Source organism: Streptomyces sp. NPDC001292 (assembly GCF_042896465.1).
Lineage (GTDB): Bacteria > Actinomycetota > Actinomycetes > Streptomycetales > Streptomycetaceae > Streptomyces.
The window spans coordinates 105,146-130,088 of record NZ_JBIAXG010000010.1 but is presented as its reverse complement, the minus strand read 5'-3'; the positions used below and the strand labels follow the sequence as shown (position 1 = coordinate 130,088).

The following is a 24,943-nucleotide window of genomic DNA, read 5'->3' as shown; positions in this document are numbered from 1 at the left end:
GTTCGCGAGAGCCGACCGGGGCCGCGGGCGAGTGCCGAGCGGGAGCCGGGTCCTCGGGGCCTCGGCGCGCGGCCTTGACCACGTGACCGTGCGGAAAATACCTTTCACAGTGTGACCCAGGACGTGAAGGAAATTTTCGCAGGCGGGGGCGCCCCGGGCCTCACGCCCCCCGCACCCGCCGCCCTCGCGGCCAAGGTACGTACGCTCGCGCCCTCGATGACCCGCTCCATGCAGCGTGTCGCCGAGGCCGTCGCCGGCGACCCGGCCGGCTGCGCGGCCCTCACGGTCACCGGCCTCGCCGAGCTCACCGGCACCAGCGAGGCGACCGTCGTGCGCACCGCCCGTCTGCTGGGCTATCCGGGTTACCGGGACCTGCGCCTGGCCCTCGCGGGCCTGGCCGCCCAGCAGCAGTCGGGACGTGCGCCCGCCATCACGACCGACATCGCGGTGGACGACCCCATCGCCGACGTCGTCGCCAAACTCGCCTACGACGAGCAGCAGACCCTGGCCGACACCGCCGCCGGCCTCGACACCATCCAGCTCGGCGCGGCGGTCACCGCGCTGGCCGCCGCCCGCCGCACCGACGTCTACGGCATCGGCGCCTCCGGTCTGGTCGCCCAGGACCTCATGCAGAAGCTGCTGCGCATAGGGCTGGTGGCGCACGCGCCCAGCGACCCGCACCTCGCCGTCACCAACGCGGTGCAGCTGCGCGCGGGGGACGTGGCGATCGCCATCACCCACTCGGGTTCGACCGGGGACGTGATCGAGCCGCTCCGGGTGGCCTTCGAGCACGGCGCGACCACCGTCGCCATCACCGGCCGACCCGCCGCGCCCGTCACGCAGTACGCCGACCACGTCCTGACCACCTCCACGGCCCGCGAGAGCGAGCTGCGCCCGGCGGCGATGTCCTCCCGGACCAGCCAACTGCTCGTGGTGGACTGCCTGTTCGTCGGGGTGGCACAGCGGACGTACGAGACGGCGGCGCCCGCGCTCGCCGCGTCCTACGAGGCGCTCGCCCACCGGCACAGCCCACGGGGCGGGACCCAGCGCTCGTAGTGCTCCTAGCCGAGAACCGAACAAGTCCGGACCCGCACGGTCAGCCGTACCGCAACGCACGAAGAGAGCCGCCCCCTCATGACCTCCACGCCCCACTACCGCGAGCTGCGCGCCGAGTTGGAGTCGCTGACGACCGAGGCGTTCCGCCCCGAGCTGGCGGAGATCGACCGGCTGCCGACGCTCGAGATCGCCCGGCTGATGAACGCCGAGGACACCACCGTGCCCGCCGCCGTGGCCGAGCGGCTGCCGCAGATCGCCGCCGCGATCGACGCGGTGGCGGAGCGGATGGCGCGCGGCGGCCGGCTGATCTACGCCGGCGCGGGCACGGCCGGACGGCTGGGGGTCCTGGACGCCTCGGAGTGCCCGCCGACCTTCAACACCCACCCCTCCCAGGTCGTCGGGCTGATCGCGGGTGGCCCGCCGGCCATGGTGACCTCGGTCGAGGGCGCGGAGGACTCCAAGGAGCTGGCGGCCGAAGCGCTCGCCGCCCTCGGCCTCACGCCGGACGACACGGTGGTGGGCGTCTCCGCCTCCGGCCGCACCCCCTACGCCATCGGCGCGGTGGAGCACGCCCGCGCCCTGGGCGCCCTGACCATCGGCCTGTCCTGCAACGCGGACAGCGCGCTCGCGGCCGCCGCCGAGCACGGCATCGAGGTCGTCGTCGGCCCCGAGCTGCTCACCGGCTCCACCCGCCTGAAGGCCGGCACGGCGCAGAAACTGGTCCTCAACATGCTCTCGACGATCACGATGATCCGCCTGGGCAAGACCTACGGAAACCTGATGGTCGACGTACGGGCCTCCAACGACAAGCTCCGCGCCCGCTCCCGTCGCATCGTCGCCCTGGCCACGGGCGCGCCGGACGACGAGATCGAACGAGCCCTGACGGCCACGGACGGCGAGGTGAAAACCGCCATCCTCACCCTTCTCGCCGACATCGACGGCCCCACGGCGACCCGTCTCCTGGAGGAATCCGGCGGCCGTCTGCGCGCGGCGCTGGAACGCGCCGGGAGCTGAGGCCGACGGGCGTGGGACCGGTGGCGGCACGAGCGGGCAGGCCGGGGCTCGCATGCCTGCCGGGGCGTCCTACGCTGGAGGACACCATGAACCACGCCCAGCTCACCGCCCTAGGACGGGCTCTGCGTCTGCTCGGCGAGCACGGCGAGGCGCTCTCCGCGCAGACGCCGGACGCCAGGCTGCACGAGGTGAAGGCGGATCTCCGGCGCGCTCTCGACCTGCTGGACGAGACCGTCACGACGACCGCGCCCGCCACCCGCTGCCCCGAGCATCCGAACGGGCCCGTCGACGAGAGCGCGCCCGACCTGTGCCTGCTGTGCGAGACCCGGCGCCGGGCCGCACGCCGCTCCGAGGTCGACGGAGCGTACGCGTCGTACGCGCGCCGCGCCGCCGAGCCCGCCGCCCCCGCCCCGTCCCGCTACGGCGTCCGCGAGGACCGGCCGCAGCCCCAGCAGCGGTGGCTGCCGGAGCTGTGGAACGGGCGGGAGTGGCAGTTGTGCGGGACCCCGCGCCGGGACCGGCGCGAGGCCGAGTTGTTCATCGCCGCCCAGCGCCGGGCACCGCGCGCCGCGCCCGCCTACCGGCTCGTGCACGAGTTCACCGACTACGAGGTGGTGCGCGTCTGGGGCCATCCCGTGCGGGTCGACATCGAACCCATGGGCAACCCGTAGGCTCTACGGCACCTTCGCCCCGGCGGGCGCGGGCTCACCGGCCGCCGTCGGCCGCCCCGCCGCCGCGGTGCGCCGATGACCCGGATGTTCTCGCCGGATGGCGTCCCGGGCGAGGACGTGCTGTCGTCATCGGAGGCGGTGACGGTCACGTGGGGGGCTCCTCGGAATCGTGGTCGGTACCGGCCGGCGCGCACGCGCATCAGCCGTGCACCGGCGTCAACTGCCCCACCGGCCACGGCATTCCACCGCTCCACACCTGTGACCCGGAACATGCCCGAGGGCGGCACCCCCTGTCTCCAGGGAGTGCCGCCCTCGGTACGTGAAGGACGGATCCGATCCTCGGGGGATCAGAAGTCCATGTCACCGCCCGGCATGCCGCCGCCGGCCGGCGCGGCGGCCTTCTCCGGCTTGTCGGCGATGACGGCCTCGGTGGTGAGGAACAGCGCGGCGATGGAGGCGGCGTTCTGCAGCGCGGAACGGGTCACCTTCGCCGGGTCGATGATGCCCTCGGCGACCAGGTCGACGTACTCACCGGTCGCGGCGTTCAGGCCGTGGCCGGGGGTGAGGTTGCGGACCTTCTCCACCACGACGCCGCCCTCGAGGCCGGCGTTGACGGCGATCTGCTTGAGCGGGGCCTCCAGGGCGAGCTTCACGGCCTGCGCGCCGGTCGCCTCGTCACCCTCGAGCTCCAGCTTCTCGAAGACGCTGGTGGTCTGGAGCAGGGCCACGCCACCACCGGCGACGATGCCCTCCTCGACGGCCGCCTTGGCGTTGCGCACGGCGTCCTCGATGCGGTGCTTGCGCTCCTTGAGCTCCACCTCGGTGGCGGCACCGGCCTTGATGACCGCGACACCGCCGGCGAGCTTCGCCAGGCGCTCCTGGAGCTTCTCGCGGTCGTAGTCGGAGTCGCTGTTCTCGATCTCGGCGCGGATCTGGTTCACGCGGCCCGCGACCTGGTCGGCGGAGCCGGCGCCGTCGACGATGGTGGTCTCGTCCTTGGTGATGACGACCTTGCGGGCGCGGCCCAGGAGGTCCAGGGTCGCGTTCTCCAGCTTGAGGCCGACCTCCTCGGAGATGACCTCGCCGCCCGTGAGGATGGCGATGTCGCCGAGCATGGCCTTGCGGCGGTCGCCGAAGCCCGGGGCCTTGACGGCGACGGACTTGAAGGTGCCGCGGATCTTGTTGACGACCAGGGTCGACAGGGCCTCGCCCTCGACGTCCTCGGCGATGATCAGCAGCGGCTTGCCCGACTGCATGACCTTCTCCAGGAGCGGGAGCAGGTCCTTGACCGAGGAGATCTTGGAGTTGGCGATGAGGATGTACGGGTTCTCGAGCGACGCCTCCATCCGCTCCATGTCGGTCGCGAAGTAGGCGGAGATGTAGCCCTTGTCGAAGCGCATGCCCTCGGTGAGCTCGAGCTCCAGACCGAAGGTCTGCGACTCCTCGACGGTGATGACGCCTTCCTTGCCGACCTTGTCCATGGCCTCGGCGATGAGCTCGCCGATCTGGGTGTCGGCGGCGGAGATGGAGGCGGTGGAGGCGATCTGCTCCTTGGTCTCGACCTCCTTGGCCTGGTCGAGCAGGGCGGCGGAGACGGCCTCGACGGCCTTCTCGATACCGCGCTTCAGGGCCATCGGGTTGGCACCGGCGGCGACGTTGCGCAGGCCTTCCTTGACCAGGGCCTGGGCGAGCACGGTCGCGGTGGTCGTACCGTCACCGGCGACGTCGTCCGTCTTCTTGGCGACTTCCTTGACCAGCTCGGCGCCGATCTTCTCGTACGGGTCCTCGAGCTCGATCTCCTTGGCGATGGAGACACCGTCGTTGGTGATCGTGGGGGCGCCCCACTTCTTCTCGAGGACGACGTTGCGGCCCTTCGGGCCGAGGGTCACCTTGACGGCGTCCGCGAGCTGGTTCATGCCGCGCTCGAGGCCTCGCCGCGCCTCCTCGTCGAACGCGATGATCTTGGCCATGTGAAGTGGTCCTCCCAGGACTGGGGGTGATTACTTCGGACCGCGCCCGCGCCCGCGACGGACGGCCCCGGCCGGAGGTTCCTTGCCCCACCCGGCCCGTGGCCTCACCGACCCGGTCCTTCGTTGTCACTCTCACCTTCAGAGTGCTAACGCCAATGATTAGCACTCGACCCCTCCGAGTGCAAGGTGCGCCCGCGAAGCGGGCTCGATGAGGGGTGGCGGTCGGGTGACGGGTTGGCGCAAGCGCCTGCGGGGGATGGGGGTGACTCAGCCCCGCGAACGCCGGTACGCCAGGCCCCCGGGACGGGTCGGATGCGCGGACACGACGAAGGGCCCGCACCCCGGCAGCGGAGGTGCGGGCCCTTCCGAAGAAGAACGTCGCTTGCGGTGGTCGCGCGATTCAGGCCGTGACGCGGACCATGTCGGCCTGCGGACCCTTCTGGCCCTGCGAGATCTCGAACTCGACCCGCTGGCCCTCTTCCAGCGTGCGGTAGCCGTCCATCTGGATCGCGCTGTAGTGGACGAAAACGTCCGCACCACCGTCGACCGCGATGAAGCCGTACCCCTTCTCCGCGTTGAACCACTTGACGGTGCCCTGAGCCATGCCCAACTCCCCTATTACTGGCCCTTGCACAGATCCACACTTCGCGGACCCGGGTCAGACCTCACCCCCCGTGGATCGGGGGCGTGCGCCGGAACGCGTCGACCGCGGCTGAATGTATCTGTCCAACTGCCGTCTGCAACAGGTCAATCGGACGAGAAATCTGGACGTACACGGTCCGGAATATAGGAAGAATTCACGCGAATTCAGGGCAAGTCGGGCCCCACAAACAAGGAAAATGCCGCAAAAGGCCCGCAGACTTTGGCTACTTCTTGCCGGGCCCACGACAGGAATCCGGGGCCCCGGATTCGGAGTTCGGGGGCGCGTTCCCCAACTGTACCGCGCTCAATCCCACGGAATTGCCCCCTCCGCTTCTCTCACGGAGGGGGCAACTCGGTGAACTCTGCGTAACCGGAATTACCGAAGGTAATGATCAGCCGCCGGCGACCGCCGGGATGATCGAGACCCCCGCGCCCTCCGGGGTGGCCGTCTCGAGCCCCTGCTCGAACCGGACGTCGTCGTCGTTGACGTACACGTTGACGAAGCGGCGCAGCTTGCCCTGGTCGTCCAGGACCCGGGCCGCGATGCCCGTGTGGTTCCTCTCCAGGTCCGAGATGACCTCGGAGAGGGTCGCGCCCTCGGCGCTCACCTCGGCCCGGCCGCCGGTGTAGGTGCGCAGGATGGTGGGGATACGGACGGTCACGCTCATGCCAGGCCAGCCTCTCGGAAGGAGTCCAGGGTCGGACGGATCGTCGCGGTCAGGCCGGTGCCGGCCACCGCGTCCAGCGTCTTCAGCCCGTCGCCGGTGTTGAGGACGACGGTGGTCTTCGTCGGGTCGAGGACGCCGTTCTCGACCAGCTTCTTCGTCACGCCGACCGTCACACCGCCTGCCGTCTCGGCGAAGATGCCCTCGGTCCGCGCCAGCAGCTTGATCGCGTCGACGACCTGCTCGTCGGTCACGTCCTCCACCGCGCCGCCGGTCCGGCGCGCGATGTCCAGGACGTACGGGCCGTCGGCCGGGTTGCCGATCGCCAGCGACTTGGCGATCGTGTCGGGCTTCTGCGGCCGTACGACGTCGTGGCCGGCCTTGAAGGCGGTGGACACCGGCGAGCAGCCCTCGGCCTGGGCGCCGAAGATCTTGTACGGCTTGTCCTCGACCAGTCCGAGCTCGATCAGTTCCCGCAGGCCCTTGTCGACCTTGGTGAGCTGGGAGCCCGAGGCGATCGGGACGACGATCTGGTCCGGCAGCTTCCAGCCGAGCTGCTCGCAGATCTCGTACGCCTGCGTCTTGGAGCCCTCGGCGTAGTACGGCCGCAGGTTGACGTTGACGAAGCCCCAGCCCTCGCCGGCCGGATCGCCGATCAGCTCGGAGCAGAACCGGTTCACGTCGTCGTAGTTGCCCTCGATGCCGACGAGTTCGCCGCCGTAGATCGCGGCCATCACGACCTTGCCCTGCTCCAGGTCGTGCGGGATGAACACGCAGGAGCGCAGTCCGGCGCGGGCGGCGGCGGCGCCGACGGCGCCGGCCAGGTTGCCGGTCGAGGAGCAGGAGAGCGTGGTGAAGCCGAAGGCGCGGGCCGCCTCCAGCGCCTGGGCGACCACACGGTCCTTGAAGGAGTGCGTCGGGTTTCCGGAGTCGTCCTTCACGTACAGCCCGCCGGTCACCCCCAGTTCGCGGGCGAGGCGGTCGGCCCGGACGAGCTTGGTCCAGCCCGGGTTCAGGTTCGGCTTGCCTGCGACGTCCGCGGGGACGGGCAGCAGCGGCGCGTAGCGCCAGATGTTCGCGGGGCCCGCCTCGATCCTCTTGCGCAGCTCCTCGGTGTCGTAGGCCGAGAAGTCGTAGGCGATCTCCAGCGGGCCGAAACACTCCTCGCAGGCGAAGACCGGGCCGAGGGGGACGCGGTGACCGCACTCCCGGCAGCTCAGCGCCGCGGCGGGGCCGAGGTCTACGGTGGAGTCGGTGCTGCTTGCAACGGTCTGCACAGCCATGTGAGGCGAGGCCCTTTCTCCTCATCTTCCTCACGACGCATCTCGCCGTGAGACGGATTTGGCACCTTCCCTAGCCGGGAGCCTCGCGAAGACGATCGGCTGCGCTCGCACAGCAGTCGATACGAGAACCGGCTGGAGGGTTGCCGGGGCTTCATCGGGCCGTGTCCCTCTGCCCCTCTGGATGAGCTGTATTCGGTTGTGGCGCGGTGGTGACCCCCGGCATGGGATGGTCGTCCGCGTTGTTCAGACTGTAACGGAAGGCCAGGACGGTTGAGTCAGTCGTCCGAAGCGCGAGACAACAGTGAGGAGCCGCTGACCGTGCTGGAAGAAGTCGAGCGCTGGCTGGCCACCCGCTCCTGGTCCGTGGCCGACCGGCCACTCCACCAGATCCTGGCGGCCAAGCAGCGCACCGGTCAGTCGGTCTCCGTGGTGCTGCCCGCGCTGAACGAGGAGGCGACGGTCGGCGACATCGTCACGGTGATCCGCCGCGACCTCGTGGAGCGGGCGCCGCTCGTCGACGAGATCGTCGTCGTCGACTCGGGCTCCACCGACCGCACCTTCGAGGTGGCGGCCGCCGCGGGCGCCCGGGTGGTGCGCCGCGACGAGATCCTGCCGCGGCTGCCGGCGGTGCCGGGCAAGGGCGAGGTCCTGTGGCGCTCCCTGCTCGTCACCCGCGGGGACGTCATCTGCTTCGTCGACGCCGATCTGCGGGAGTTCTCCTCCGACTTCGTCACCGGCATCGTGGGCCCGCTGCTCACCGAACGCGACGTCGACCTGGTCAAGGCGATGTACGACCGCCCCTTCACCGTGCCCGGCGGGCAGGCCTCCGCCTCGGCCGCGGCCGGGCAGGGCGGGCGGGTCACCGAGCTGATGGCGCGCCCGCTGCTCAACATGCACTGGCCGCAGCTGGCCGGCTTCGTGCAGCCGCTCGGCGGCGAGTACGCGGCCCGCCGCTCGCTGCTCGAACAGCTGCCCTTCCCGGTCGGCTACGGCGTCGAGCTGGGCATGCTGGTCGACGCGCTGCACCTGGTGGGCCTGGACGCGCTCGCCCAGGTCGACGTCGGGGTGCGCAGGCACCGGCACCAGGACGGGCAGGCGCTCGGCCGGATGGCCGCCGCGATCTACCGCACCGCCCAGCTGCGCCTGGCCCGGGGCCACCTCGTGCGCCCCTGGCTCACCCAGTTCGAGCGCGGCGAGAAGGGCTTCGAGCCGCGGACGTACCGCGTGGACACCGAGGAGCGTCCGCCGATGGCCGAGATCGCGGAGTACGCGGCCCGGCAGGTGGCGTGAAAGACGGGTCTCGCCCGCCTGTCGCCGGCTACGAAGCGGAACCGTACGTTTGAGCGTTTCGGGGCCGGGCTAGGTTGAGGCGTATGGCTTCAACGCACGGTGCCGAGGTGCTGGTCGCGTCCAACCGCGGCCCGGTTTCGTACGAGGTGGGCGAGGACGGCTCGCTCCACTCCCGGCGCGGAGGCGGAGGGCTGGTGTCCGGGCTCTCCGCGATCGGCCCGGAGGCGGGCGCGGTGTGGGTGTGCGCCGCGCTGAGCGACGCCGACCGGGAGGCGGCAAACCGCTTCGAGGGCGGGCGCCGGCTGCCGTCGGAGGCGACCGGCGGGCAGCAGGTGCGGATGCTCGACATCGACGCGAAGGTCTTCTCCGACGCCTACAACGGCATCGCCAACTCGGTGCTGTGGTTCGTCCACCACATGCTGTACCAGACACCGCTGGAGCCGATCTTCGACGCGGAGTTCCGGCGCCGATGGAAGTCCTACGAGGCCTACAACCTGGCCTTCGCCGAGGCGCTGGCGGAGGAGGCGGCCGAGGGGGCGGCCGTGGTGGTGCAGGACTACCACCTGACGCTCGTACCGGGCATGCTGCGCGATTTCCGGCCCGATGTGCGCATCGGGCACTTCTCGCACACGCCGTGGGCGCCGGCGGACTACTTCCGGATCCTCCCCGACGACATCGCCGAGCAGGTGCTGCGCGGAATGCTGGGCGCGGACCGGCTGGGCTTCCTCACCCAGCGGTGGGCGGACGCGTTCGCCGGGTGCTGCGACGCGGTCACCGGCGGGCTCGGGGGCACCCGGATCGGAGTGCACGGGCTGGGCGCGGACGCGGAGTTCCTGAGGGAGCGGTCGCGCCGGGCCGACGTCGAGGAGCGGATGGCGGCGCTGCGCGAGGAGATCGGCGCCGGACCGGACGGTGGCCCGCGCAGGACGATCGTGCGGGTGGACCGGACCGAGCTGTCCAAGAACATCGTGCGGGGGCTGCACGCGTACCGGCAGTTGCTGGAGGACCGCCCCGAGTGGCGCCGGCGGGTGGTGCACGTGGCGTTCGCCTACCCCTCGCGGCAGGACCTCGCGGTGTACCGGGAGTACACGAAGCAGGTGCGGCGGGTGGCCGAGGAGATCAACGCGCGGTACGGGACGCCCGGATGGACCCCGGTCCTGCTGCACGTGGAGGACGACTTCGCGCGGTCGCTCGCGGCGTACCGGATCGCCGACGTGGCGCTGGTCAACCCCATCCGGGACGGGATGAACCTGGTCGCCAAGGAGATGCCGGTCGTCTCCGACTCGGGGTGCGCGCTGGTGCTGTCGCGGGAGGCGGGGGCGTACGCGGAGCTGGGGGAGGACGCGGTCGTCGTCAATCCGTACGACGTGGTGGGGACGGCCGGGGCGCTGCACCGGGCGCTGAGCATGCCGGGCCCCGAGCGGGCGGAGCGGACGAAGCGGCTGGCCGCCACCGCGACCGCGCTGCCGCCCGCTCAGTGGTTCCTGGACCAGCTGAAGGAGCTGGGCGGCTGAGCGGGCGGACGGCGCGCTGGGGCCTGTCCGGCGGATCACGCCGCAGACGCGGGGTCCGGCACGCAGATCTGCGGCGTCGTCGTCGGTCGCCGACTCCCCCAAGCCCTTGACGAGCAGGGCCCCATCGCGTCGACTCCCTCCTCCGCCTTGCGGCCGCACGCACCGGACCCCGCTCAGCTGGCTGACAGCGACCGCCGCTTTCCCGCGACTCGATCCGCCGGACGGGCCCTCTAGGCGAGGCGGTCCGTCGATCCGCCGGACAGGCCCTACTAGGCGAGGCGGTCCCTCGATCCGCCGGACAGGCCCTACTAGGCGAGGCGTTCCGCCAGGTTCCTCAGCAGTGCCACCACCCCGGCCGGGCCGTCCACCACCAGGTCGGCCCTCTCCGACACCTCGGTGACCTCCGTGCTCCCGCTGCAGACCAGGACGCCCGGGACTCCGTCCGAGCGGAGTTCGTCGACCGCGGCGTAGGCCGGGAGGTCTCCCAGGTCGTCGCCGGCGTACAGGACCGACGTGGCGCCCAGGTCGCGGGCGCAGTCCAGGAGGGCGACGCCCTTGTCCATGCCCGGGGGGCGCAGTTCGAGGACCATGCGGCCGGGCTCGAGGATCAGCCCGTGGCGGCCGGCCAGGTCGGCGAGGGGCTCGCGCAGTGCCTCGAACGCGGCCTGCGGGTCGTCCGCGCGGCGGGTGTGGACGGCGACCGAGCGGCCCTTCTCCTCGATCCACGTGCCGTGCAGGCCGCCGATCCGGTCGAGGAGGCCGGGCAGTTCGGCGCGTACCGCGGCGACGCCCGGGTGCGGGGGCGGGGCGGCGACCGTGCCCGTGGCGGCGTCCCAGCGCTCGGCACCGTAGTGGCCGAGGACGACCAGGTGTTCCAGGCCGGGTACGCCCGCGAAGCCGCCGTGGCGCACCGCGACGCCGGGCGGGCGGCCGGTGACCACCGCGACGGCGGCCACCTTCGGGGCGAGCGCGGAGAGCGCGGGCACGGCGTCCGGGTGGGCGCGGGCCTGGTCGGGGTCGGGGACGATCGGGGCGAGCGTCCCGTCGAAGTCGAGCGCGATCAGCGCGTGCTCGGGCCGCGCGAGGATCGCGGCGAGCCCGTCCCGGCCCGCCCGGGTGACGGGCGTCGGCAGGGGGGAGACGGGGGCGGTCGAGTCGGTGGCGTGACTGTCCTGGCTTCCCATGGGGCGAACCTATCCCTCCACGGCCCCAGGCACTCCTCCGCTCCGGACGGGTCTCACCGCTCGGCGCGCCGTGCCTCGCGCACCCGGCGCAGACGGTTCACCGTGACCGGGTCGTGGGCGAGGGCGCGGGTGTCGTCGAGGAGGGCGTTGAGGAGTTGGTAGTAGCGGACGGGCGAGAGGCCGAGCTCCTCGCGTATCGCGCGCTCCTTCGCGCCGGGGCCGGTGAAGCCGCGGCGCTCCAGGGCGAGGATGTCCCGCTCCCTGCGGCCGAGCCCCTGCTCCTCGTCGTCGTCCATACCAGGCACCGTAGCCCCCGCCGCCGACAGCGGCCGCCGCCGGGCCCGTCCCGGCTCGGCCGCCGGCGCCGACCGCGCCGTCTGCACCGTTCCGGCCGTCCCGGCGTCCCCATGGGGACACAATCGGTCCCCATGGGGACACAATCGGTCTGCACCAAGTAAGTGGACTAGACCTCTCCCGGTCGACGGTCCACACTGTTCCACGTGAAACACGTCATCGCCCTCGATGTGGGCGGCACCGGGATGAAGGCCGCCCTGATCGCCGCCGACGGCTCCCTGTTGCACCGGGCCCGCCGGGCGACCGGCCGTGAGCGCGGTCCGGACGCCGTCGTCGAGGGCATCCTCGACTTCGCCGCCGAGCTGTGCGCGCACGGCGCCCGGCACCTCGGGCAGGAGGCGGCCGCGGCCGGCGTCGCCGTCCCCGGCATCGTCGACGAGGAGCGCGGCGTCGCCGCCTACGCGGCCAACCTCGGCTGGCGCGACGTACCCCTGCGCGACCTGCTCGCCGAGCGGCTCGGCAGCCCCGTGGCCCTGGGCCACGACGTACGCACCGGCGGACTGGCCGAGGGCCGGATCGGGGCGGGCCAGGGCGCCGACCGGTTCCTCTTCGTGCCGCTGGGCACCGGGATCGCGGGCGCCATCGGCATCGACGGCCGGGTGGAGGCGGGCGCGCACGGCTTCGCGGGCGAGATCGGCCACATCGTCGTACGCCCCGGGGGCCTGGCCTGTCCGTGCGGGCAGCGCGGCTGTCTGGAGCGGTTCGCCTCCGCGTCGGCGGTCAGCCAGGCGTGGGCCGAGGCGTGCGGGAACCCGGACGCGGACGCGGCGGACTGCGCCAAGGCCGTGGAGTCCGCGGACGCGCGGGCACGGGCGGTCTGGCAGGAGGCGGTGGACGCGCTCGCCGACGGGCTGGTCACCGCGCTCACCCTGCTGGACCCGCGCACGCTGATCATCGGCGGCGGGCTCGCCGAGGCGGGCGAGACGCTGTTCGCGCCACTGCGGGAAGCGGTCCGGCGGCGCGTCACCTTCCAGAAGCTGCCGTCGATCGTCCCCGCGGCCCTGGGGGACACCGCCGGATGCCTGGGCGCGGGGCTCCTGGCCTGGGACCTGCTCAACACTTCTACGACTTTCCGGAGGTAGCCACCTGATGGCCCCCAGCAAGGTTCTGACCGGAGCCCGGGTGGTGTTGCCCACCGGGATCGTGGACGGCGGCCGTGTGATCGTCGACGGCACGCGGATCGCCGACAACGCCCGGGAGGACGCCGAGATCCTCGACGTACGCGGGCACTGGCTGGTCCCCGGCTTCGTCGACATCCACAATCACGGCGGAGGCGGCGCCTCCTTCTCCGGCACGGCCGACGACGTGCTGACCGCTGTCCGCGCCCACCAGGAGCACGGCACCACCACCCTGGTCGCCTCGACCGTCACCGACGACATGGGCCTCCTCGTCAAGCAGGCGGGGCTGCTGTCGGAACTCGCCGAGCAGGGCGAGATCGCGGGCATCCACTTCGAGGGGCCGTTCATCTCGCCGTGCCGCAAGGGAGCGCACTCCGAGCAGCTGCTGCGCGACCCGGACCCCGCCGAAGTGCGCAAGCTGATCGACGCCGCCCGCGGCCGGGCCAGGATGATGACCCTGGCCACCGAACTGCCCGGCGGCATCGACTCCGTACGGCTGCTCGCGGAGCACGGCGTGATCGCGGCGATCGGGCACACGGACGCGACGTACGAGCAGACGGTGGAGGCGATCGACGCCGGCGCCACCGTCGCCACCCACCTGTTCAACGCGATGCCGCCGCTCGGCCACCGCGCCCCCGGCCCGATCGCGGCCCTGCTGGAGGACGAGCGGGTCACGGTCGAGCTGATCAACGACGGCGTGCACCTGCACCCCGCCGCCCTGGAGCTGGCGTTCCACCACGCGGGCGCGGACCGGGTCGCGTTCATCACCGACGCCATGGACGCCGCCGGGATCGGCGACGGCCGCTATCTGCTCGGCCCGCTCCAGGTCGAGGTCGCCGGCGGGGTGGCGCGGCTGGTGGAGGGCGGCTCGATCGCGGGCTCGACCCTGACCCTGGACCGGGCGTTCCGGCGGGCGGTGACGGTCGACCGGCTGCCGGTCACGGACGTGGTCGCCGCGCTGTCCGCCAATCCGGCCCGGTTGCTCGGGCTGGACGACCGGGTGGGCTCCCTGGAACCCGGCAAGGACGCCGATCTCGTCCTGTTCGACGAGAACTTCGCCCTGAAGGGCGTGATGCGGCGGGGCGCATGGGTGGTTGAGCCCCAACTGGGGTGATCCGTCCGCCCCTCCGGCAGCGGGGACCGGTTCGAGGGGTGGGCGCCGGGCCGTGTGTTTGGCATGATCGAGTCTCCGGAACGTCGCGGCGGACGCGCTTACTCGGGGGAGGTCGGCCCAGGTGATCCTCACGGTCACGCTGAACACCGCTCTCGACATCACCTATCGGGTGCCGTCCCTGCGGCCGCACGCCTCCCACCGGGTGTCCGAGGTGACCGAGCGGCCCGGCGGCAAGGGCGTCAACGTGGCCCGCGTGCTGGCGGCCCTCGGCCATGAGGTGACGGTCACCGGCTTCGCGGGCGGGGCCACCGGGCGCGAGGTGCGGGACCGGCTCGCGTCCGAGGCGCCGGGCATGGTGGACGCGCTGGTCCCGGTGGCCGGCGCGACCCGGCGCACGATAGCCGTGGTGGATGAGCGAACCGGAGACACCACCCAGCTCAACGAGCCCGGCCCGGTCGTCACCCCGGCCGAGTGGTCCGCCTTCCAGGACGTCTACGAGGGCCTGCTCGGCTCGGTGTCGGCGGTGGCGCTGTGCGGCAGCCTGCCGCCCGGGCTGCCGGTGGGCACGTACGCCGGTCTGGTACGCGCCGCGCGCGCCGCGAACGTGCCCGTGCTGCTGGACACCAGTGGCGAGGCGCTGCGCCGGGCCGTGGCCGCCCGCCCCGACATCGTCAAGCCGAACGCCGACGAACTGGCCGAACTCACCGGCTCCCACGAGCCGCTGCGCGCCACCCAGGACGCCCGTCGGCGCGGCGCCCGCGCGGTGGTCGCCTCCCTGGGCGCGGAGGGCCTGCTCGCACACACCGCCGACGGCCTGTGGCGGGCCACCCCGCCCTCCCGCGTCCGGGGCAACCCGACCGGCGCCGGCGACTCCGCGGTCGCGGGCCTGCTCTCCGGTCTCGCCCAGCACCTGCCCTGGCCGGACCGCCTGAGCCGCGCGGTCGCCCTGTCCACGGCGACGGTCCTGTCCCCGGTGGCCGGCGAGTTCGACCGCATGGCCTACGAGGAACTGCTGGGGCGGGTGGCGGTGACCGGAGTGGTCACCGCTGCCTAGCCGGTGACCTGCCCCTTCTTCAGCCACAACTGGTCCAGCAGGACGTTGCACTTGTCGCCGTCCTGGCAGGAGAGGGTGATCGTGTTGGTGCCCTTGGAGAGGGTGGGGTACGCGAAGGTCGTCGTCCAGCCCTTGGCGAAGTCGCCGTCGGCGGCATTCGTGTAGTTCTTCATGCGCAGCTTGCTGCCGAACACCTTGCCGTTGACCGTGAGGGTCATCTCCTGGTCCTCACCGGCGGCGCTGTAGTGCGCGAAGAGCGTGTACGCGCCGTCCTCGGGGATGCCGTTGACGCTCCAGGTGACCTGAGCGCCGGGCGAGTTGAGGCCCGTCACATAGACACCGCCGTCGGCCTGGGCGCCCTGGACCTCCGACGCCAGGTTCGCGCCGTTCTCCAGGTGCAGCGCCTTGGCGTCGATCTTCGGCAGTTCCTCCGGGGCCTTCTCGCCGGCCTTCTCCGTCGGGGTCGGCTCGTCGCTCTGGGTGACCGCGGGGGTCGCGCCGCCGGCCTGGTTGTCGTCCTTCTTGCCCGAGTCGTCGCCGATCATGGCCACGCCGATGCCGATGACGACCGCGGCGACCACCGCGACGGCGCCGATCAGCAGGCCCTTGGTGTTCGGGCCCCGGCCGCCTCCCCGGGGCGGCTTGCGGCCCGTGGGCGCGCCGCCGGGGAGGGTCTCCGGGGCGGCGTAGTGGGCGTTCGGCTGACCGAACGTGCCCTGCTGCTGCGGGACCTGGCCGTAGGGCGACGTCGGGGCCTGCTGGCCGTACTGCCGCTGACCGACCGTACGGACCCGGCTGACCGAGTTCGGATAGCCGTATCCGCCCGAGGGCGGCTGGGCTCCGTTTGCCTGGCCGTCGGCGTACAGGTAGCCGAACGGGTCGTCGTCCTCGGGCGTGCTCGCGCCGCTGTTGCCGGGCGTCATCCCTTGGTACTCCTCAACAGGTGCGGGTGTGGCGGTACGTCGTGAGAAAGGCGAGCCTACCCGCTCCACGGGGCCCAAACGGGTGACTCATGCCGCATAGGCTCGCTGACCTGCGGATCATCCGGCACGGCGATGTTGTTTGGGACGAGATCGTTTCTCGACGTACATCCGTTCGTCGGCTGATTTCAGCACTTCGTCCGCCGTCATTCCGCAGTGGGCCCACCCGATGCCGAAGCTCGCCCCGACCCGGACGGCCCGGCCCTCGGCGCGGATCGGCTGGATGATCTCGTTGCGCAGGCGTACGGCGAGGTCCTGGGCGTCGGCCCGGCCGAGGCCGTCGGCGAGGATCACGAACTCGTCGCCACCGAGCCGGGCCACGGTGTCGCCGTCGCGCACGCCGTTGCTCAGCCGCCGGGCCACCTCGATGAGCACCGCGTCGCCCGCGTTGTGCCCGAAACGGTCGTTGATCGACTTGAAGCCGTCCAGGTCGCAGAAGAGGACCGCGAGGCCCTTGGTGCCGTCGTCGTGGTCGCCCTCGGGGGCGACGGTGTGCACGTGGTGGTCGTAGGCGTCGTAGGACTGGGTGCCCGCCCGGAAGTCGAAGCCGTGGTCGTAGCCGGGGTGGCCGTAGGCCGCGTCCTGCGACTCGGCGTCGCCCGCGTGCGCGGTCTGGGGCCGCCGGCACAGCCGGGCGGACAGGCGGGCGCGCAGCTCGGCGGAGTTCGGCAGGCCGGTGAGGGAGTCGTGGGAGGCGCGGTGGGCGAGCTGGAGCTCGCGGCGCTTGCGCTCCTCTATGTCCTCGACGTGGGTGAGCAGGAAGCGGGGCCCGTCGGCGGCGTCCGCGACGACGGAGTTGCGCAGGGACACCCACACGTACGAGCCATCGCGGCGGCCCAGTCGGAGCTCCGCCCGGCCACCCTCCGCCGAGGTCCGCAGCAGGGTGCCTATGTCCTCGGGGTGGACGAGGTCGGAGAAGGAGTAGCGGCGCATGGCGGAGGCGGGGCGGCCCAGCAGCCGGCACAGGGCGTCGTTGGTGCGCAGGATGCGGCCGTGCTGGTCGCCGCCCATCTCGGCGATGGCCATGCCGGAGGGAGCGTACTCGAAGGCCTGGCGGAAACTCTCCTCGCTGGCGCGCAGGGCCTGCTGCTCGCGCTCCAGGCGGACCAGGGCGCGCTGCATGTTGGAGCGCAGCCGGGCGTTGCTGATCGCGATGGCCGCCTGGAAGGCGTACATCTGGAGGGCCTCGCGGCCCCAGGCGCCGGGCCGGCGGCCGTTGCGCGGGCGGTCCACGGAGATCACGCCGAGCAGCTCGCCGGAGGAGCCGCCGGACCCGCCGGGGACGTCCATGGGCGCGAAGAGCCGGTCGGAGGGGTGCCACTCGTCCTCGAAGCGCGGCGCGGGCCCGTCCGTGTACCACGTCGGGACGTCGTCGTCGTCGAGGACCCAGCCCTCGGTGTGGGGTATGAAGACCAGGCCGCCCCACTGCTCGCCCATGGCCAGCCGGCGCTCCCAGGACTCCCGGGAGCCGACGCGGCCGGTGATGAGCGACTCGGCGGCCGAGTTCCCGGCGAAGGCGGCGACCACGAGGTCGCCGTCCTGGCGCACGAGGTTGACGCAGGCCAGCTCGTAACCGAGGCCCTTCACGACGCCGTCGGCGACGGTCTGCAGTGTGTCCGCCAAGCTCCGCGCGGTGTTCATGTCCGCCATGACCTGGTGCAGTTGCCGTAGGGTCGCCAGGCGGACGTACGGCTCCGAGTCGGTCTCCATGCTCGCCCTCCCCCCGAGACCTCGCCAGCGAATCAAGGGTGCTGTTCGGCGTATCGTCATTCTCCGCCACTGAATCACAGCGCGGAGCCCACTCGGTACACAGGGTCAACAATTCACAGCTCTTGTGACTCAAGTCACAGATGAACGTGAACAATTGAGTGCGGCTTCTGTCCTTTCCCTGTGCGTTTGGTGAACGCCGGCCACGCGGCCGGGGGACATGATGCACGACACACTCCTCCGCTGGTCCTAGGTCCGGCTTCGGGCGGAGGCCCGATGCGGCCGCCGCGAACCGGTGGTTAGCGTTCCGTGTGTGTTGAACACTTCCGCCGCGCCGTCCACCCACTCCCCCGCCGCCTCCGCCGGGCTCCCGGCTCCGCTCGGGCAGCGGGGAGCCCCACCCGGGCATGCTGAGGGGGTGACCAACGAGGAGTTCCGTGCCGCGATGTCCAGGCTGGCCGCCGGTGTGGTCCTGGTGACCGCGCAGGAGCCGCCGCTCGACCCGGACGACCCGCAGGCGCCGGCCGGCGAGGACGCGGGCATGACGGCGACTGCGTTCATGTCGGTGTCTCTGGACCCGCCGCTGGCCCTGGTCAGCCTGCGCGAAGGCTCCCGCATGGACGACCTGCTCGCCGAACAGCCCCTGTGGGCGGTCTCGGTCCTCGCCGACAGCCAGCACACCGTCGCCGGCCGCTTCGCCATGAAGGGCCGGGTCAGCGACCGCCTGCTGTTCCGGGACCTCCCCCACACCCGCGGCGAGGTCTCCGGCGCCCCCCTGCTGACCGACGCCCTGGCCACCCTGGAGCTGCGCACCGAGCAGCGGGTGACGGCGGGCGACCACACCCTGGTCATCGGACGGGTCCTGACGGCCCGCCTGCCCGGCACGGACGGCGAACCGCTGCTGTACTACCGCGGCCGCTACCGCCGGCTGGGCTGACACCCGTCCGCATCCGGTGTCCCGCCGGCTTGGTGCCGCGGACTACCCCCAGTCCTTGCCGGAGCGCCCCCGCTTCGTCTCCGAGCGCCGCTTCTTCTCGCGCAGCCGCCGCTCGTTGATGCCTCGCGGGATCCGGGTGGGCCGGCGCGGCCTGGGAGGGGGCGCGGTCGCCTCGGCGAGGAGCGCGGCGAGGCGCACGGCGGCGGCCTCGCGGTTGCGCCACTGGGAGCGGTGCTCCGAGGCGCGCACGCTGACGACGCCGTCGACGAGCCGGTCCGCGAGGCGCTCCAGCGCGCGCTGCTTCCACACCTCGGGCAGCGCCTCGGTGTTGGCGAGGTCGAAGCGCAACTCCACCTGGGAGTCTGTGGTGTTGACGTGCTGGCCGCCGGGCCCGGAGGACCGCGAGAAGCGCCAGGCCAGTTCGGCCTCGGGGAGCGCGACGGAGCCGCGGATGAGATGGGGACCGGACATGTCGTCCATGTTCCCCTTCCCGCCCGCGTCACGTCATCATGTTTTCGCCGCGGGCGTGTTCGATCGGGGTGGGTAAAAAAGGTAAAGAGACGCGGAACCCGGAGGACCCCCTCGACGTTCCTATGGGTGGCGGTAGCTTCGTCCGCACACGCAACGAGGGAAGGGACTCCCAACAATGGCTGTAAGCCTGTCCAAGGGTGGCAACGTCTCGCTCACCAAGGAGGCTCCGGGCCTGACCGCCGTCACCGTGGGCCTCGGCTGGGACGTCCGCACCACCACCGGCACGGACTTCGACCTGGACGCCTCCGCGATCGCGGTCAACGCGCAGGGCAAGGTCTACTCGGACCAGCACTTCGTCTTCTTCAACAACAAGCAGACCCCGGACAACTCGATCGTCCACACCGGCGACAACCTCACCGGCGAGGGCGCGGGCGACGACGAGGCGATCAACGTCAACCTCGCCGGGCTCCCCGCCGACGTCGACAAGGTCGTCTTCCCGGTCTCCATCTACGACGCCGAGAACCGCGGCCAGAACTTCGGCCAGGTCCGCAACGCCTACATCCGCATCATCAACCAGGCCGGCGGTGCCGAGATCGCCCGCTACGACCTGTCGGAGGACGCGGCCACCGAGACGGCCATGGTCTTCGGCGAGCTGTACCGCAACGGCGCGGAGTGGAAGTTCCGTGCCGTCGGCCAGGGCTACGCCTCGGGTCTGGTCGGCATCGCCCAGGACTTCGGCGTCAACGTCTGACGGACCCGGTCGACTGACCGAGCCCCGGCCCACCAAGGGCCGGGGCTCCGGGTGCTGCGACCGATCGCTCCGGTCGGCCGTCCCCCGCGCTCGGGGCGCCCCGGGAGTCCGGAGCGCGATACGTCGCCCGGGTGTTCCTCGAGCCCCTGACCCTCACGCCGGACCGCGGCCTCCCGGGCGAGCTCCTGGCCGAGCTCACCGCGCTGTACGCCTCCCACCACGACTTCCACGCCCTCAGCGGCGATTTCCCCGACCCTGGCGACATCCGCCCGGAACAGGTGGCGTCCGCGCTCACGGACGAACTGGCCGACCCGGCCGCGGAGGTGCTGCTCGCGCGCAGCGAGGGACGGCTCGTCGGTATCGCGATCACGCTCGCCCACCACCCCGATCCGGCCGACCCGGACCCGTGGATCGGCCTGCTGATGATCGACGCGGGCGCACAACGGCACGGCCACGGGCGCCGGCTGGCGTCCCTCGTCGAGGACCGCTTCCGTGCCGCGGGCCGCACCGCCGTGCGCCTGGCCGTCCTCGAGAACAACCACGGGGCCCTGGCGTTCTGGACCGCCCTCGGCCACCGACACCTCGCTCACCGCCAAGACCGCCGGCTGGGCCGCCCGTGCGTGGTGCTGCGCAAGCGGCTGGACTGAGGGGACCGGCCGGCTGCTGAGGGAACCGGCCGGCCGTGGTCAGGGACCCGCCGGTTTGCCGTCCCCGTACAGCCAGTCGGCCCAGATCCCGCCGAAGTCCGTGTCCGGGGCCTTCTTCTCCACGTAGGCGGTGAAGTCGGCGGTGTCCGCGTTGCCGTGGCGGTGGGCGGTGGCCCAGCCCCGGACGATGTCGCCGAAGGCGTGGTCACCGACCGCCTGGCGGATCTTGTGCAGCACCATCGCGCCGCGTTCGTAGACGGGCCGGTCGGAGATGTGCTCGGCACCGCTCGGCCTGGCGGGCGGAAAGGCCCACACCGCCTCGTTCTCGACGTCGTCGGCGAAGTAGTCGCCGCGGTGGAGCTCGTCGAAGGCCTGCTGCGCGCTCCGGCCGCCGTGGTCCTCCTCCCACAGCCACTGCGCGTACGTCGCGAAGGCCTCGCTCAGCCACATGTCCCGCCAGCTCTTCGGGGTGACGGAGTCCCCGTACCACTGGTGGACGAGTTCGTGGACGAGGGTGCCGATGTCGGGGGCGCCGGGGAAGACGGGCCGGTTCTGGGTCTCCAGGGCGTAACCGGCGTCCTCGCGACGGCCGACGATCGCGCCGGTGGACGAGAAGGGGTACGGGCCGAAGCGGCGCTCCGCCCACTCGACGACCTCGGAGATCCTGGCCGGCACGGCCCGGCTCTGCCGCACCTGGGACGGCTCGACGGCGACGTACACCGGCAGACCGCTCCTCGTGGTGGAACGGGTGATCTCGAAACGGCCGATCGCGACGGTGGCCAGATAGCTCGCCATCGGCTCGGCGGTGCGCCACCGGAACGTCGTACGCCCCCCGCTGGTCGTCTCACTCCTCAACTCGCCGTTGGAGACGGCCCGCAACCCCTCGGGCACGGTGACCGAGATGTCGTACGCGGCCTTGTCGGACGGGTGGTTGTTCCCCGGGAACCACGCCATCGACCCGACCGGCTCACCGAGCGCGAGCGCACCATCGGCGGTGGGCAGCCACCCCTCCCGCGACCCGTCGGGGTCGACGACGACCTGCGGCCGCCCGGAGTAACGCACGGTCGCGCTGAACGTCTGCCCCTTCACCAACTCGTCGTACGGCCGCACGGTGAGCTCCTGCCCGGCCCGGCTGAACCGGGCGGCTTTCCCCGCCACCGTGACGCTCCGGACGTCGAGCCCGCTGAGATCGAGGTCGAAGGCGGACAGGTCCTTGGCTGCCCGGGCGGTGACGACCGCCGTGGCCGTGAGATGACGCCGGTCCGGGTCGTAGGCAAGGGTCAGGCCGTAGTGGCTGACGTCGTACCCGCCGTTGCCCGCCCTGGGGAAGTACGGATCGTGCACCCCGGCCCCGCCCGGGGTGCCCCGCACACCACCGTCGCACCCGGTCAGCGTGAGCGCGAGCAGGGCGCAGCCGGCCACGGCGGTCCGGACAAGCAGGGCAGATCGATGCACGCGCGCGATCCTATGCGGGGCACATGACACCATCGCCTACGTGCTCGACATCGGCTACGCCCTCTCCAACCGCTTCCCCGACCCGCCGCAGACGGACTACCGCCGCGCGGACGTCCACGCGCTGCGGCACGACCTGTTCTGCGGCGACGTCTACCTGGCCGACACCGAGTCGGACCGCGAACTGGCCACGGCCTGGGGCTGGGTCCCCGTGCTCGACTTCGCCTGGGCCCTGTGCGACATCGTCGAACGGCTGGACCGGGACCCGGCCGGCTCCCGCGCCTCCCGTCCGCAGCGGGCGGAGCTGGACTTCACCGAGTCCACGGACCGCATGCTCTTCGAGCGCCGCTTCGGCTGGGTCGACATCGAGTCCGACTGGATGCCCGCCGAGGAGCCCCCGCTGACCTTCTCGCACACGGCGCTGCGCCGCGAGGCCCGTGACTTCCTGCACGACCTCGTCGCCGACCTGTGCGACCTCCACGAGGACCTGGCGGAGAACCCGGCGATCTGGACCCTCCAGGCCCGCTACCCCCGCGTCTCCTGACCCCCTCTCTCAGCCCGAATCCCCTTTCAGCCGTCTCGACGCCGCTCACCCCTCCACCCTGATCCCCAGCTCCGCCGCCAGCACCGGCGCCAGGTCCAGAAGCTGACCGGTGCTGATCACCGCGCCCGCCAGCCGGTCCAGCCCGCGCGTGATCTCCAGGGACGCTGCGCCCCGCAGGTCCACGTCCGAGAGCGTCGCCGCGCTGAAGTCGACGCCCTTGACCACGCAGTCCGCGAACTCCACCCGCTCCAGCCGGGCGCCCCCGAAGTCCGGCTCGACGAGGACGCAGCCCTCGAAGACGACGTCCCGCAGCCGGGCATTGCGCAGATTCAGGTAGTCGATCTTGCCGCCGCGGATCCACACGCGCTCCAGGACCGCACCGTGACACTGCACACCGCCGAGGCGGGCGTCGACCACCTCCACATCACGCAGGGCCGCCTCGGCGAGGTCGGTGCCGACACCCCGTATGCCGGTGAGGACCGAGTCCAGGAAGCGGGCGTGACGCAGCGACGTGTCGTCCAGCGCGCAGCCTCCGAGCGCGCAGTCCAGGAAGCGGGCACCCGCCCCGTCCTGCCCGGCGAAGTCCTCCTCCCGGAACTCCAGCCCGTCGTAGTCCCCGTCCGGCGCCAGTCCCCCGCCGCCGTACGCCTCCAGCGCCGGCAACCGCACCTCGGGCCGCCGCGCGCCCCTCACGCCGGTCCTACCGCTCGCTTCGCTCGCCATGTCCCCATGCTGCACGCCGCCACTGACAACGCCCGCCCCGACCGCGAGGCGCCCGGCACGCACGAGGATGCGATACCTCCCGATTCATGGTCTTCTGGCCAGATGAGCGTCACCCGAACAGGTGAATCCTCGTCCCGGGAGACCGACCGGCACCGCTGGTGGGCACTGATCGTCATCGCGCTCGCGCAACTGATGGTGGTCCTGGACGCGACGATCGTGAGCATCGCGCTCCCCTCCGCGCAGCACGCCCTGCACATGTCCGACGGCAATCGGCAGTGGGTCATCACCGCCTATTCCCTCGCCTTCGGCGGGCTGCTCCTGCTGGGCGGGCGGATCGCGGACCTGGTGGGCCGCAAGCGCACGTTCGTCGTCGGGCTGGCCGGGTTCGCCGCCGTCTCCGCCTTCGGCGGCGCGGCCACGTCCTCGGGCATGCTCTTCGGCGCCCGCGCCCTTCAGGGCGCCTTCGCGGCCGTCCTCGCCCCCTCCGCGCTCAGCCTGCTGACCACGACCTTCACCCAGCCCAGGGAGCGCGGGAAGGCGTTCGGCGTCTACGGCGCCCTGGCGGGCAGCGGCTCGGCGATCGGCTTCATCGTCGGCGGCGTGCTGACGGAGTTCCTGAACTGGCGCTGGTGTCTGTACGTCAACGTGCCCATCGCCGTCGTCGCGGTCCTCGGCGCCCTCGCCCTGCTGCCCGACAGGCCGGGCCGGGCGAGCGCCCGGCTGGACATGCCCGGGGCGGTGCTGGGCTGCGGCGGACTGGTCGCCGTCGTCTACGGGTTCAGCGAGGCCCAGCCGCGCGGCTGGACCGACCCGCTGGTGCTGAGCCTGTTCGCCCTCGGTGCGGCGCTGCTCCTGACGTTCGTGTGGTGGCAGAGCCGGGCGCCGATGCCGCTGCTGCCGCTGCACGTCCTGCGGGACCGCAACCGGGCGGGCTGCCTCCTGACCATGCTGCTGGCGGTGATCGGCATGTTCGGGCTGTTCCTGTTCATGACGTACTACCTGCAGGAGATCCTCGGCTACTCGCCGCTGCGGACCGGTCTCGCCTTCCTGCCGCTGACCGCCGCGATCATCACCGGTTCGACGCAGATCTCGGCGCGGCTGCTGCGGCACGTGGCGCCGCGTGTACTCATGGTCCCCGGCATGCTCCTGGCCGCGGGCGGGCTGCTGCTCCTGACCCGGCTCACGGTCGACTCGCGCTATGCGAGCGAGGTACTGCCCGCGCTGGTGCTGATGGGCCTCGGCATGGGCCTGACCTTCATGCCGGTGTTCGCCACCGCCACCGCGGGCGTCGCCCCGCAGGACTCGGGGGTGACCTCCGCGACCGTGAACACCTCGCAGCAGGTCGGCGGTTCGATCGGCACCGCCCTGCTCAACACGGTCGCCACGACCAGCAGCACCGCCTACGTCTCCGCCCATCTGCGCGGCCCGGCGGACCGGGCCCGGGTGGTGCCGGAGGGCATCGTCCACGGCTACACGGTCGCCATCTGGTGGGCGGCCGCCGTCATGCTCCTGGCCGGGCTGGTCGCGGGCCTGATGGTGACGGGCAGGGCCCCCAAGCACGGGGCCCCGGCGGAGGCGCCCGTACCGGAACCAGTGGCCTGAGGCGCGGGGGCCCGGGGACCTGCCGTCAAAATCCGGTCGTCGCCCGAAGGGCGGCCCCGCGGCGTCTGGTGCGTGCTCTGGGGGTCCTCCTGCTCGAAGGGCTTGGGGGAGTGCCGGGCGGAAGTGGTCGTACTGGACGTACTTGGGCTCTCGCCCGATGCGGCGAGTCGGGCCCCTGCTCGAAGAGCTCGGGGGAGCGT

General features: G+C 72.1%; 24 protein-coding genes and 1 riboswitch. Of the genes, 13 read left to right on the top strand and 11 right to left on the bottom strand.

Annotated features, from left to right (window positions below; translation table 11 throughout):
* Positions 1 to 111: 111 nt before the first annotated feature.
* The 3 genes from ACFY4A_RS14170 to ACFY4A_RS14160 all read left to right on the top strand — a co-directional run bounded on the left by ACFY4A_RS14170 (position 112) and on the right by ACFY4A_RS14160 (position 2,741).
* Positions 112 to 1,056, top strand: coding sequence for a MurR/RpiR family transcriptional regulator (locus ACFY4A_RS14170; RefSeq protein ID WP_390829704.1), 945 nt, complete (start codon positions 112 to 114; stop codon positions 1,054 to 1,056).
* Between the two features lie 78 nt (positions 1,057 to 1,134).
* Positions 1,135 to 2,070: an N-acetylmuramic acid 6-phosphate etherase gene (murQ, locus tag ACFY4A_RS14165; RefSeq protein WP_390829703.1), complete on the top strand. Its 936-nt coding sequence runs from the start codon at positions 1,135 to 1,137 to the stop codon at positions 2,068 to 2,070.
* A gap of 86 nt (positions 2,071 to 2,156) precedes the next feature.
* Positions 2,157 to 2,741 carry a hypothetical protein gene (locus ACFY4A_RS14160; RefSeq protein WP_390829702.1) on the top strand — a complete coding sequence of 195 codons (585 nt, stop codon included), beginning with the start codon at positions 2,157 to 2,159 and terminating at the stop codon, positions 2,739 to 2,741.
* Between the two features lie 347 nt (positions 2,742 to 3,088).
* Here ACFY4A_RS14160 and groL read toward each other — a convergent pair whose 3' ends face one another.
* From groL to thrC, 4 genes are all read right to left on the bottom strand, one after another.
* The gene (gene groL / locus ACFY4A_RS14155; protein WP_390829701.1) at positions 3,089 to 4,711 is read right to left on the bottom strand and encodes a chaperonin GroEL; all 1,623 of its coding nucleotides are present in this window, start codon (positions 4,709 to 4,711) and stop codon (positions 3,089 to 3,091) included.
* Positions 4,712 to 5,111: 400 nt separating this feature from the next.
* A complete protein-coding gene (locus tag ACFY4A_RS14150; RefSeq protein ID WP_004986573.1) occupies positions 5,112 to 5,315 on the bottom strand; it encodes a cold-shock protein in 204 nt (67 codons plus the stop codon).
* Positions 5,316 to 5,745: 430 nt separating this feature from the next.
* Positions 5,746 to 6,021 (bottom strand): MoaD/ThiS family protein, encoded by a 276-nt coding sequence (locus ACFY4A_RS14145; RefSeq protein WP_390829700.1) that lies wholly within the window; start codon positions 6,019 to 6,021, stop codon positions 5,746 to 5,748.
* Positions 6,018 to 7,301, bottom strand: a complete 1,284-nt coding sequence (gene thrC / locus ACFY4A_RS14140) for a threonine synthase (protein WP_390829699.1) — start codon at positions 7,299 to 7,301, stop codon at positions 6,018 to 6,020. Before thrC ends, ACFY4A_RS14145 begins: the two co-directional genes overlap by 4 nt.
* Before the next feature lie 18 nt (positions 7,302 to 7,319).
* A riboswitch (SAM riboswitch) is annotated at positions 7,320 to 7,489 on the bottom strand.
* Between the two features lie 130 nt (positions 7,490 to 7,619).
* On the opposite strand from thrC, the gene ACFY4A_RS14135 reads away from it, so the two are divergent.
* Both ACFY4A_RS14135 and ACFY4A_RS14130 read left to right on the top strand, forming a co-directional pair.
* A complete protein-coding gene (locus ACFY4A_RS14135; RefSeq protein ID WP_390829698.1) occupies positions 7,620 to 8,591 on the top strand; it encodes a glucosyl-3-phosphoglycerate synthase in 972 nt (323 codons plus the stop codon).
* An 83-nt stretch (positions 8,592 to 8,674) separates the two neighbouring features.
* Complete coding sequence (locus tag ACFY4A_RS14130) at positions 8,675 to 10,105, top strand: trehalose-6-phosphate synthase (RefSeq protein ID WP_390829697.1); 1,431 nt, start codon at positions 8,675 to 8,677, stop codon at positions 10,103 to 10,105.
* Positions 10,106 to 10,413: 308 nt separating this feature from the next.
* On the opposite strand, the gene otsB is transcribed toward ACFY4A_RS14130, so the two are convergent.
* Entirely contained in the window at positions 10,414 to 11,289 is an 876-nt protein-coding gene (gene otsB / locus ACFY4A_RS14125; RefSeq protein ID WP_390829696.1) for a trehalose-phosphatase, read from the bottom strand.
* A gap of 53 nt (positions 11,290 to 11,342) precedes the next feature.
* On the bottom strand, positions 11,343 to 11,585 hold the full coding sequence (locus ACFY4A_RS14120) for a DUF3263 domain-containing protein (protein ID WP_141360135.1): 243 nt from the start codon (positions 11,583 to 11,585) through the stop codon (positions 11,343 to 11,345).
* Between the two features lie 204 nt (positions 11,586 to 11,789).
* On the opposite strand from ACFY4A_RS14120, the gene ACFY4A_RS14115 reads away from it, so the two are divergent.
* The 3 genes from ACFY4A_RS14115 (at position 11,790) to ACFY4A_RS14105 (ending at position 14,929) form a co-directional block, all read left to right on the top strand.
* Positions 11,790 to 12,725: an ROK family protein gene (locus ACFY4A_RS14115; protein ID WP_390829695.1), complete on the top strand. Its 936-nt coding sequence runs from the start codon at positions 11,790 to 11,792 to the stop codon at positions 12,723 to 12,725.
* A gap of 7 nt (positions 12,726 to 12,732) precedes the next feature.
* The gene (gene nagA, locus ACFY4A_RS14110) at positions 12,733 to 13,875 is read left to right on the top strand and encodes an N-acetylglucosamine-6-phosphate deacetylase (RefSeq protein WP_390829693.1); all 1,143 of its coding nucleotides are present in this window, start codon (positions 12,733 to 12,735) and stop codon (positions 13,873 to 13,875) included.
* A 121-nt stretch (positions 13,876 to 13,996) separates the two neighbouring features.
* Positions 13,997 to 14,929 carry a 1-phosphofructokinase family hexose kinase gene (locus ACFY4A_RS14105; RefSeq protein ID WP_390829692.1) on the top strand — a complete coding sequence of 311 codons (933 nt, stop codon included), beginning with the start codon at positions 13,997 to 13,999 and terminating at the stop codon, positions 14,927 to 14,929.
* Here the strand turns inward: ACFY4A_RS14105 and ACFY4A_RS14100 are convergent.
* Together ACFY4A_RS14100 and cdgB are read right to left on the bottom strand one after the other, a co-directional pair.
* Entirely contained in the window at positions 14,926 to 15,852 is a 927-nt protein-coding gene (locus tag ACFY4A_RS14100) for a carbohydrate-binding protein (RefSeq protein ID WP_390829691.1), read from the bottom strand. The two genes, ACFY4A_RS14105 and ACFY4A_RS14100, sit on opposite strands and share 4 nt — an antisense overlap.
* Positions 15,853 to 15,969: 117 nt before the next feature.
* A complete protein-coding gene (gene cdgB, locus ACFY4A_RS14095) occupies positions 15,970 to 17,619 on the bottom strand; it encodes a diguanylate cyclase CdgB (RefSeq protein WP_390829690.1) in 1,650 nt (549 codons plus the stop codon).
* Between the two features lie 415 nt (positions 17,620 to 18,034).
* Between cdgB and ACFY4A_RS14090 the strand changes: the two genes are divergently transcribed.
* A complete protein-coding gene (locus ACFY4A_RS14090) occupies positions 18,035 to 18,553 on the top strand; it encodes a flavin reductase family protein (protein WP_390829688.1) in 519 nt (172 codons plus the stop codon).
* Positions 18,554 to 18,595: 42 nt separating this feature from the next.
* Here ACFY4A_RS14090 and arfB read toward each other — a convergent pair whose 3' ends face one another.
* A complete protein-coding gene (gene arfB, locus ACFY4A_RS14085) occupies positions 18,596 to 19,033 on the bottom strand; it encodes an alternative ribosome rescue aminoacyl-tRNA hydrolase ArfB (protein ID WP_390829687.1) in 438 nt (145 codons plus the stop codon).
* 166 nt (positions 19,034 to 19,199) lie between these two features.
* On the opposite strand from arfB, the gene ACFY4A_RS14080 reads away from it, so the two are divergent.
* Together ACFY4A_RS14080 and ACFY4A_RS14075 are read left to right on the top strand one after the other, a co-directional pair.
* Positions 19,200 to 19,775 carry a TerD family protein gene (locus ACFY4A_RS14080; protein WP_390829686.1) on the top strand — a complete coding sequence of 192 codons (576 nt, stop codon included), beginning with the start codon at positions 19,200 to 19,202 and terminating at the stop codon, positions 19,773 to 19,775.
* Between the two features lie 131 nt (positions 19,776 to 19,906).
* Positions 19,907 to 20,422, top strand: coding sequence for a GNAT family N-acetyltransferase (locus tag ACFY4A_RS14075; RefSeq protein ID WP_390829685.1), 516 nt, complete (start codon positions 19,907 to 19,909; stop codon positions 20,420 to 20,422).
* A 39-nt stretch (positions 20,423 to 20,461) separates the two neighbouring features.
* Here ACFY4A_RS14075 and ACFY4A_RS14070 read toward each other — a convergent pair whose 3' ends face one another.
* Complete coding sequence (locus ACFY4A_RS14070) at positions 20,462 to 21,877, bottom strand: M1 family metallopeptidase (RefSeq protein ID WP_390829684.1); 1,416 nt, start codon at positions 21,875 to 21,877, stop codon at positions 20,462 to 20,464.
* A 40-nt stretch (positions 21,878 to 21,917) separates the two neighbouring features.
* On the opposite strand from ACFY4A_RS14070, the gene ACFY4A_RS14065 reads away from it, so the two are divergent.
* Complete coding sequence (locus ACFY4A_RS14065; protein ID WP_390829683.1) at positions 21,918 to 22,418, top strand: hypothetical protein; 501 nt, start codon at positions 21,918 to 21,920, stop codon at positions 22,416 to 22,418.
* A 45-nt stretch (positions 22,419 to 22,463) separates the two neighbouring features.
* Here the strand turns inward: ACFY4A_RS14065 and ACFY4A_RS14060 are convergent, their stop codons facing one another.
* Positions 22,464 to 23,141, bottom strand: a complete 678-nt coding sequence (locus ACFY4A_RS14060) for a pentapeptide repeat-containing protein (protein WP_390829682.1) — start codon at positions 23,139 to 23,141, stop codon at positions 22,464 to 22,466.
* A 102-nt stretch (positions 23,142 to 23,243) separates the two neighbouring features.
* Here ACFY4A_RS14060 and ACFY4A_RS14055 point away from each other — a divergent pair, with 102 nt between their 5' ends.
* Entirely contained in the window at positions 23,244 to 24,743 is a 1,500-nt protein-coding gene (locus ACFY4A_RS14055; protein ID WP_390829681.1) for an MFS transporter, read from the top strand.
* Positions 24,744 to 24,943 lie beyond the last annotated feature (200 nt).

Excerpts from the sequence above, each read along its gene's own strand:
- murQ (WP_390829703.1), top strand. The coding sequence starts at position 1,135 with ATGACCTCCACGCCCCACTACCGCGAGCTGCGCGCCGAGTTGGAGTCG.
- ACFY4A_RS14160 (WP_390829702.1), top strand. The coding sequence starts at position 2,157 with ATGAACCACGCCCAGCTCACCGCCCTAGGACGGGCTCTGCGTCTGCTC.
- groL (WP_390829701.1), bottom strand. The coding sequence starts at position 4,711 with ATGGCCAAGATCATCGCGTTCGACGAGGAGGCGCGGCGAGGCCTCGAG.
- ACFY4A_RS14150 (WP_004986573.1), bottom strand. The coding sequence starts at position 5,315 with ATGGCTCAGGGCACCGTCAAGTGGTTCAACGCGGAGAAGGGGTACGGC.
- ACFY4A_RS14145 (WP_390829700.1), bottom strand. The coding sequence starts at position 6,021 with ATGAGCGTGACCGTCCGTATCCCCACCATCCTGCGCACCTACACCGGC.
- thrC (WP_390829699.1), bottom strand. The coding sequence starts at position 7,301 with ATGGCTGTGCAGACCGTTGCAAGCAGCACCGACTCCACCGTAGACCTC.
- ACFY4A_RS14130 (WP_390829697.1), top strand. The coding sequence starts at position 8,675 with ATGGCTTCAACGCACGGTGCCGAGGTGCTGGTCGCGTCCAACCGCGGC.
- otsB (WP_390829696.1), bottom strand. The coding sequence starts at position 11,289 with ATGGGAAGCCAGGACAGTCACGCCACCGACTCGACCGCCCCCGTCTCC.
- ACFY4A_RS14120 (WP_141360135.1), bottom strand. The coding sequence starts at position 11,585 with ATGGACGACGACGAGGAGCAGGGGCTCGGCCGCAGGGAGCGGGACATC.
- nagA (WP_390829693.1), top strand. The coding sequence starts at position 12,733 with ATGGCCCCCAGCAAGGTTCTGACCGGAGCCCGGGTGGTGTTGCCCACC.
- ACFY4A_RS14100 (WP_390829691.1), bottom strand. The coding sequence starts at position 15,852 with ATGACGCCCGGCAACAGCGGCGCGAGCACGCCCGAGGACGACGACCCG.
- cdgB (WP_390829690.1), bottom strand. The coding sequence starts at position 17,619 with ATGGAGACCGACTCGGAGCCGTACGTCCGCCTGGCGACCCTACGGCAA.
- arfB (WP_390829687.1), bottom strand. The coding sequence starts at position 19,033 with ATGGACGACATGTCCGGTCCCCATCTCATCCGCGGCTCCGTCGCGCTC.
- ACFY4A_RS14080 (WP_390829686.1), top strand. The coding sequence starts at position 19,200 with ATGGCTGTAAGCCTGTCCAAGGGTGGCAACGTCTCGCTCACCAAGGAG.
- ACFY4A_RS14060 (WP_390829682.1), bottom strand. The coding sequence starts at position 23,141 with ATGGCGAGCGAAGCGAGCGGTAGGACCGGCGTGAGGGGCGCGCGGCGG.
- ACFY4A_RS14055 (WP_390829681.1), top strand. The coding sequence starts at position 23,244 with ATGAGCGTCACCCGAACAGGTGAATCCTCGTCCCGGGAGACCGACCGG.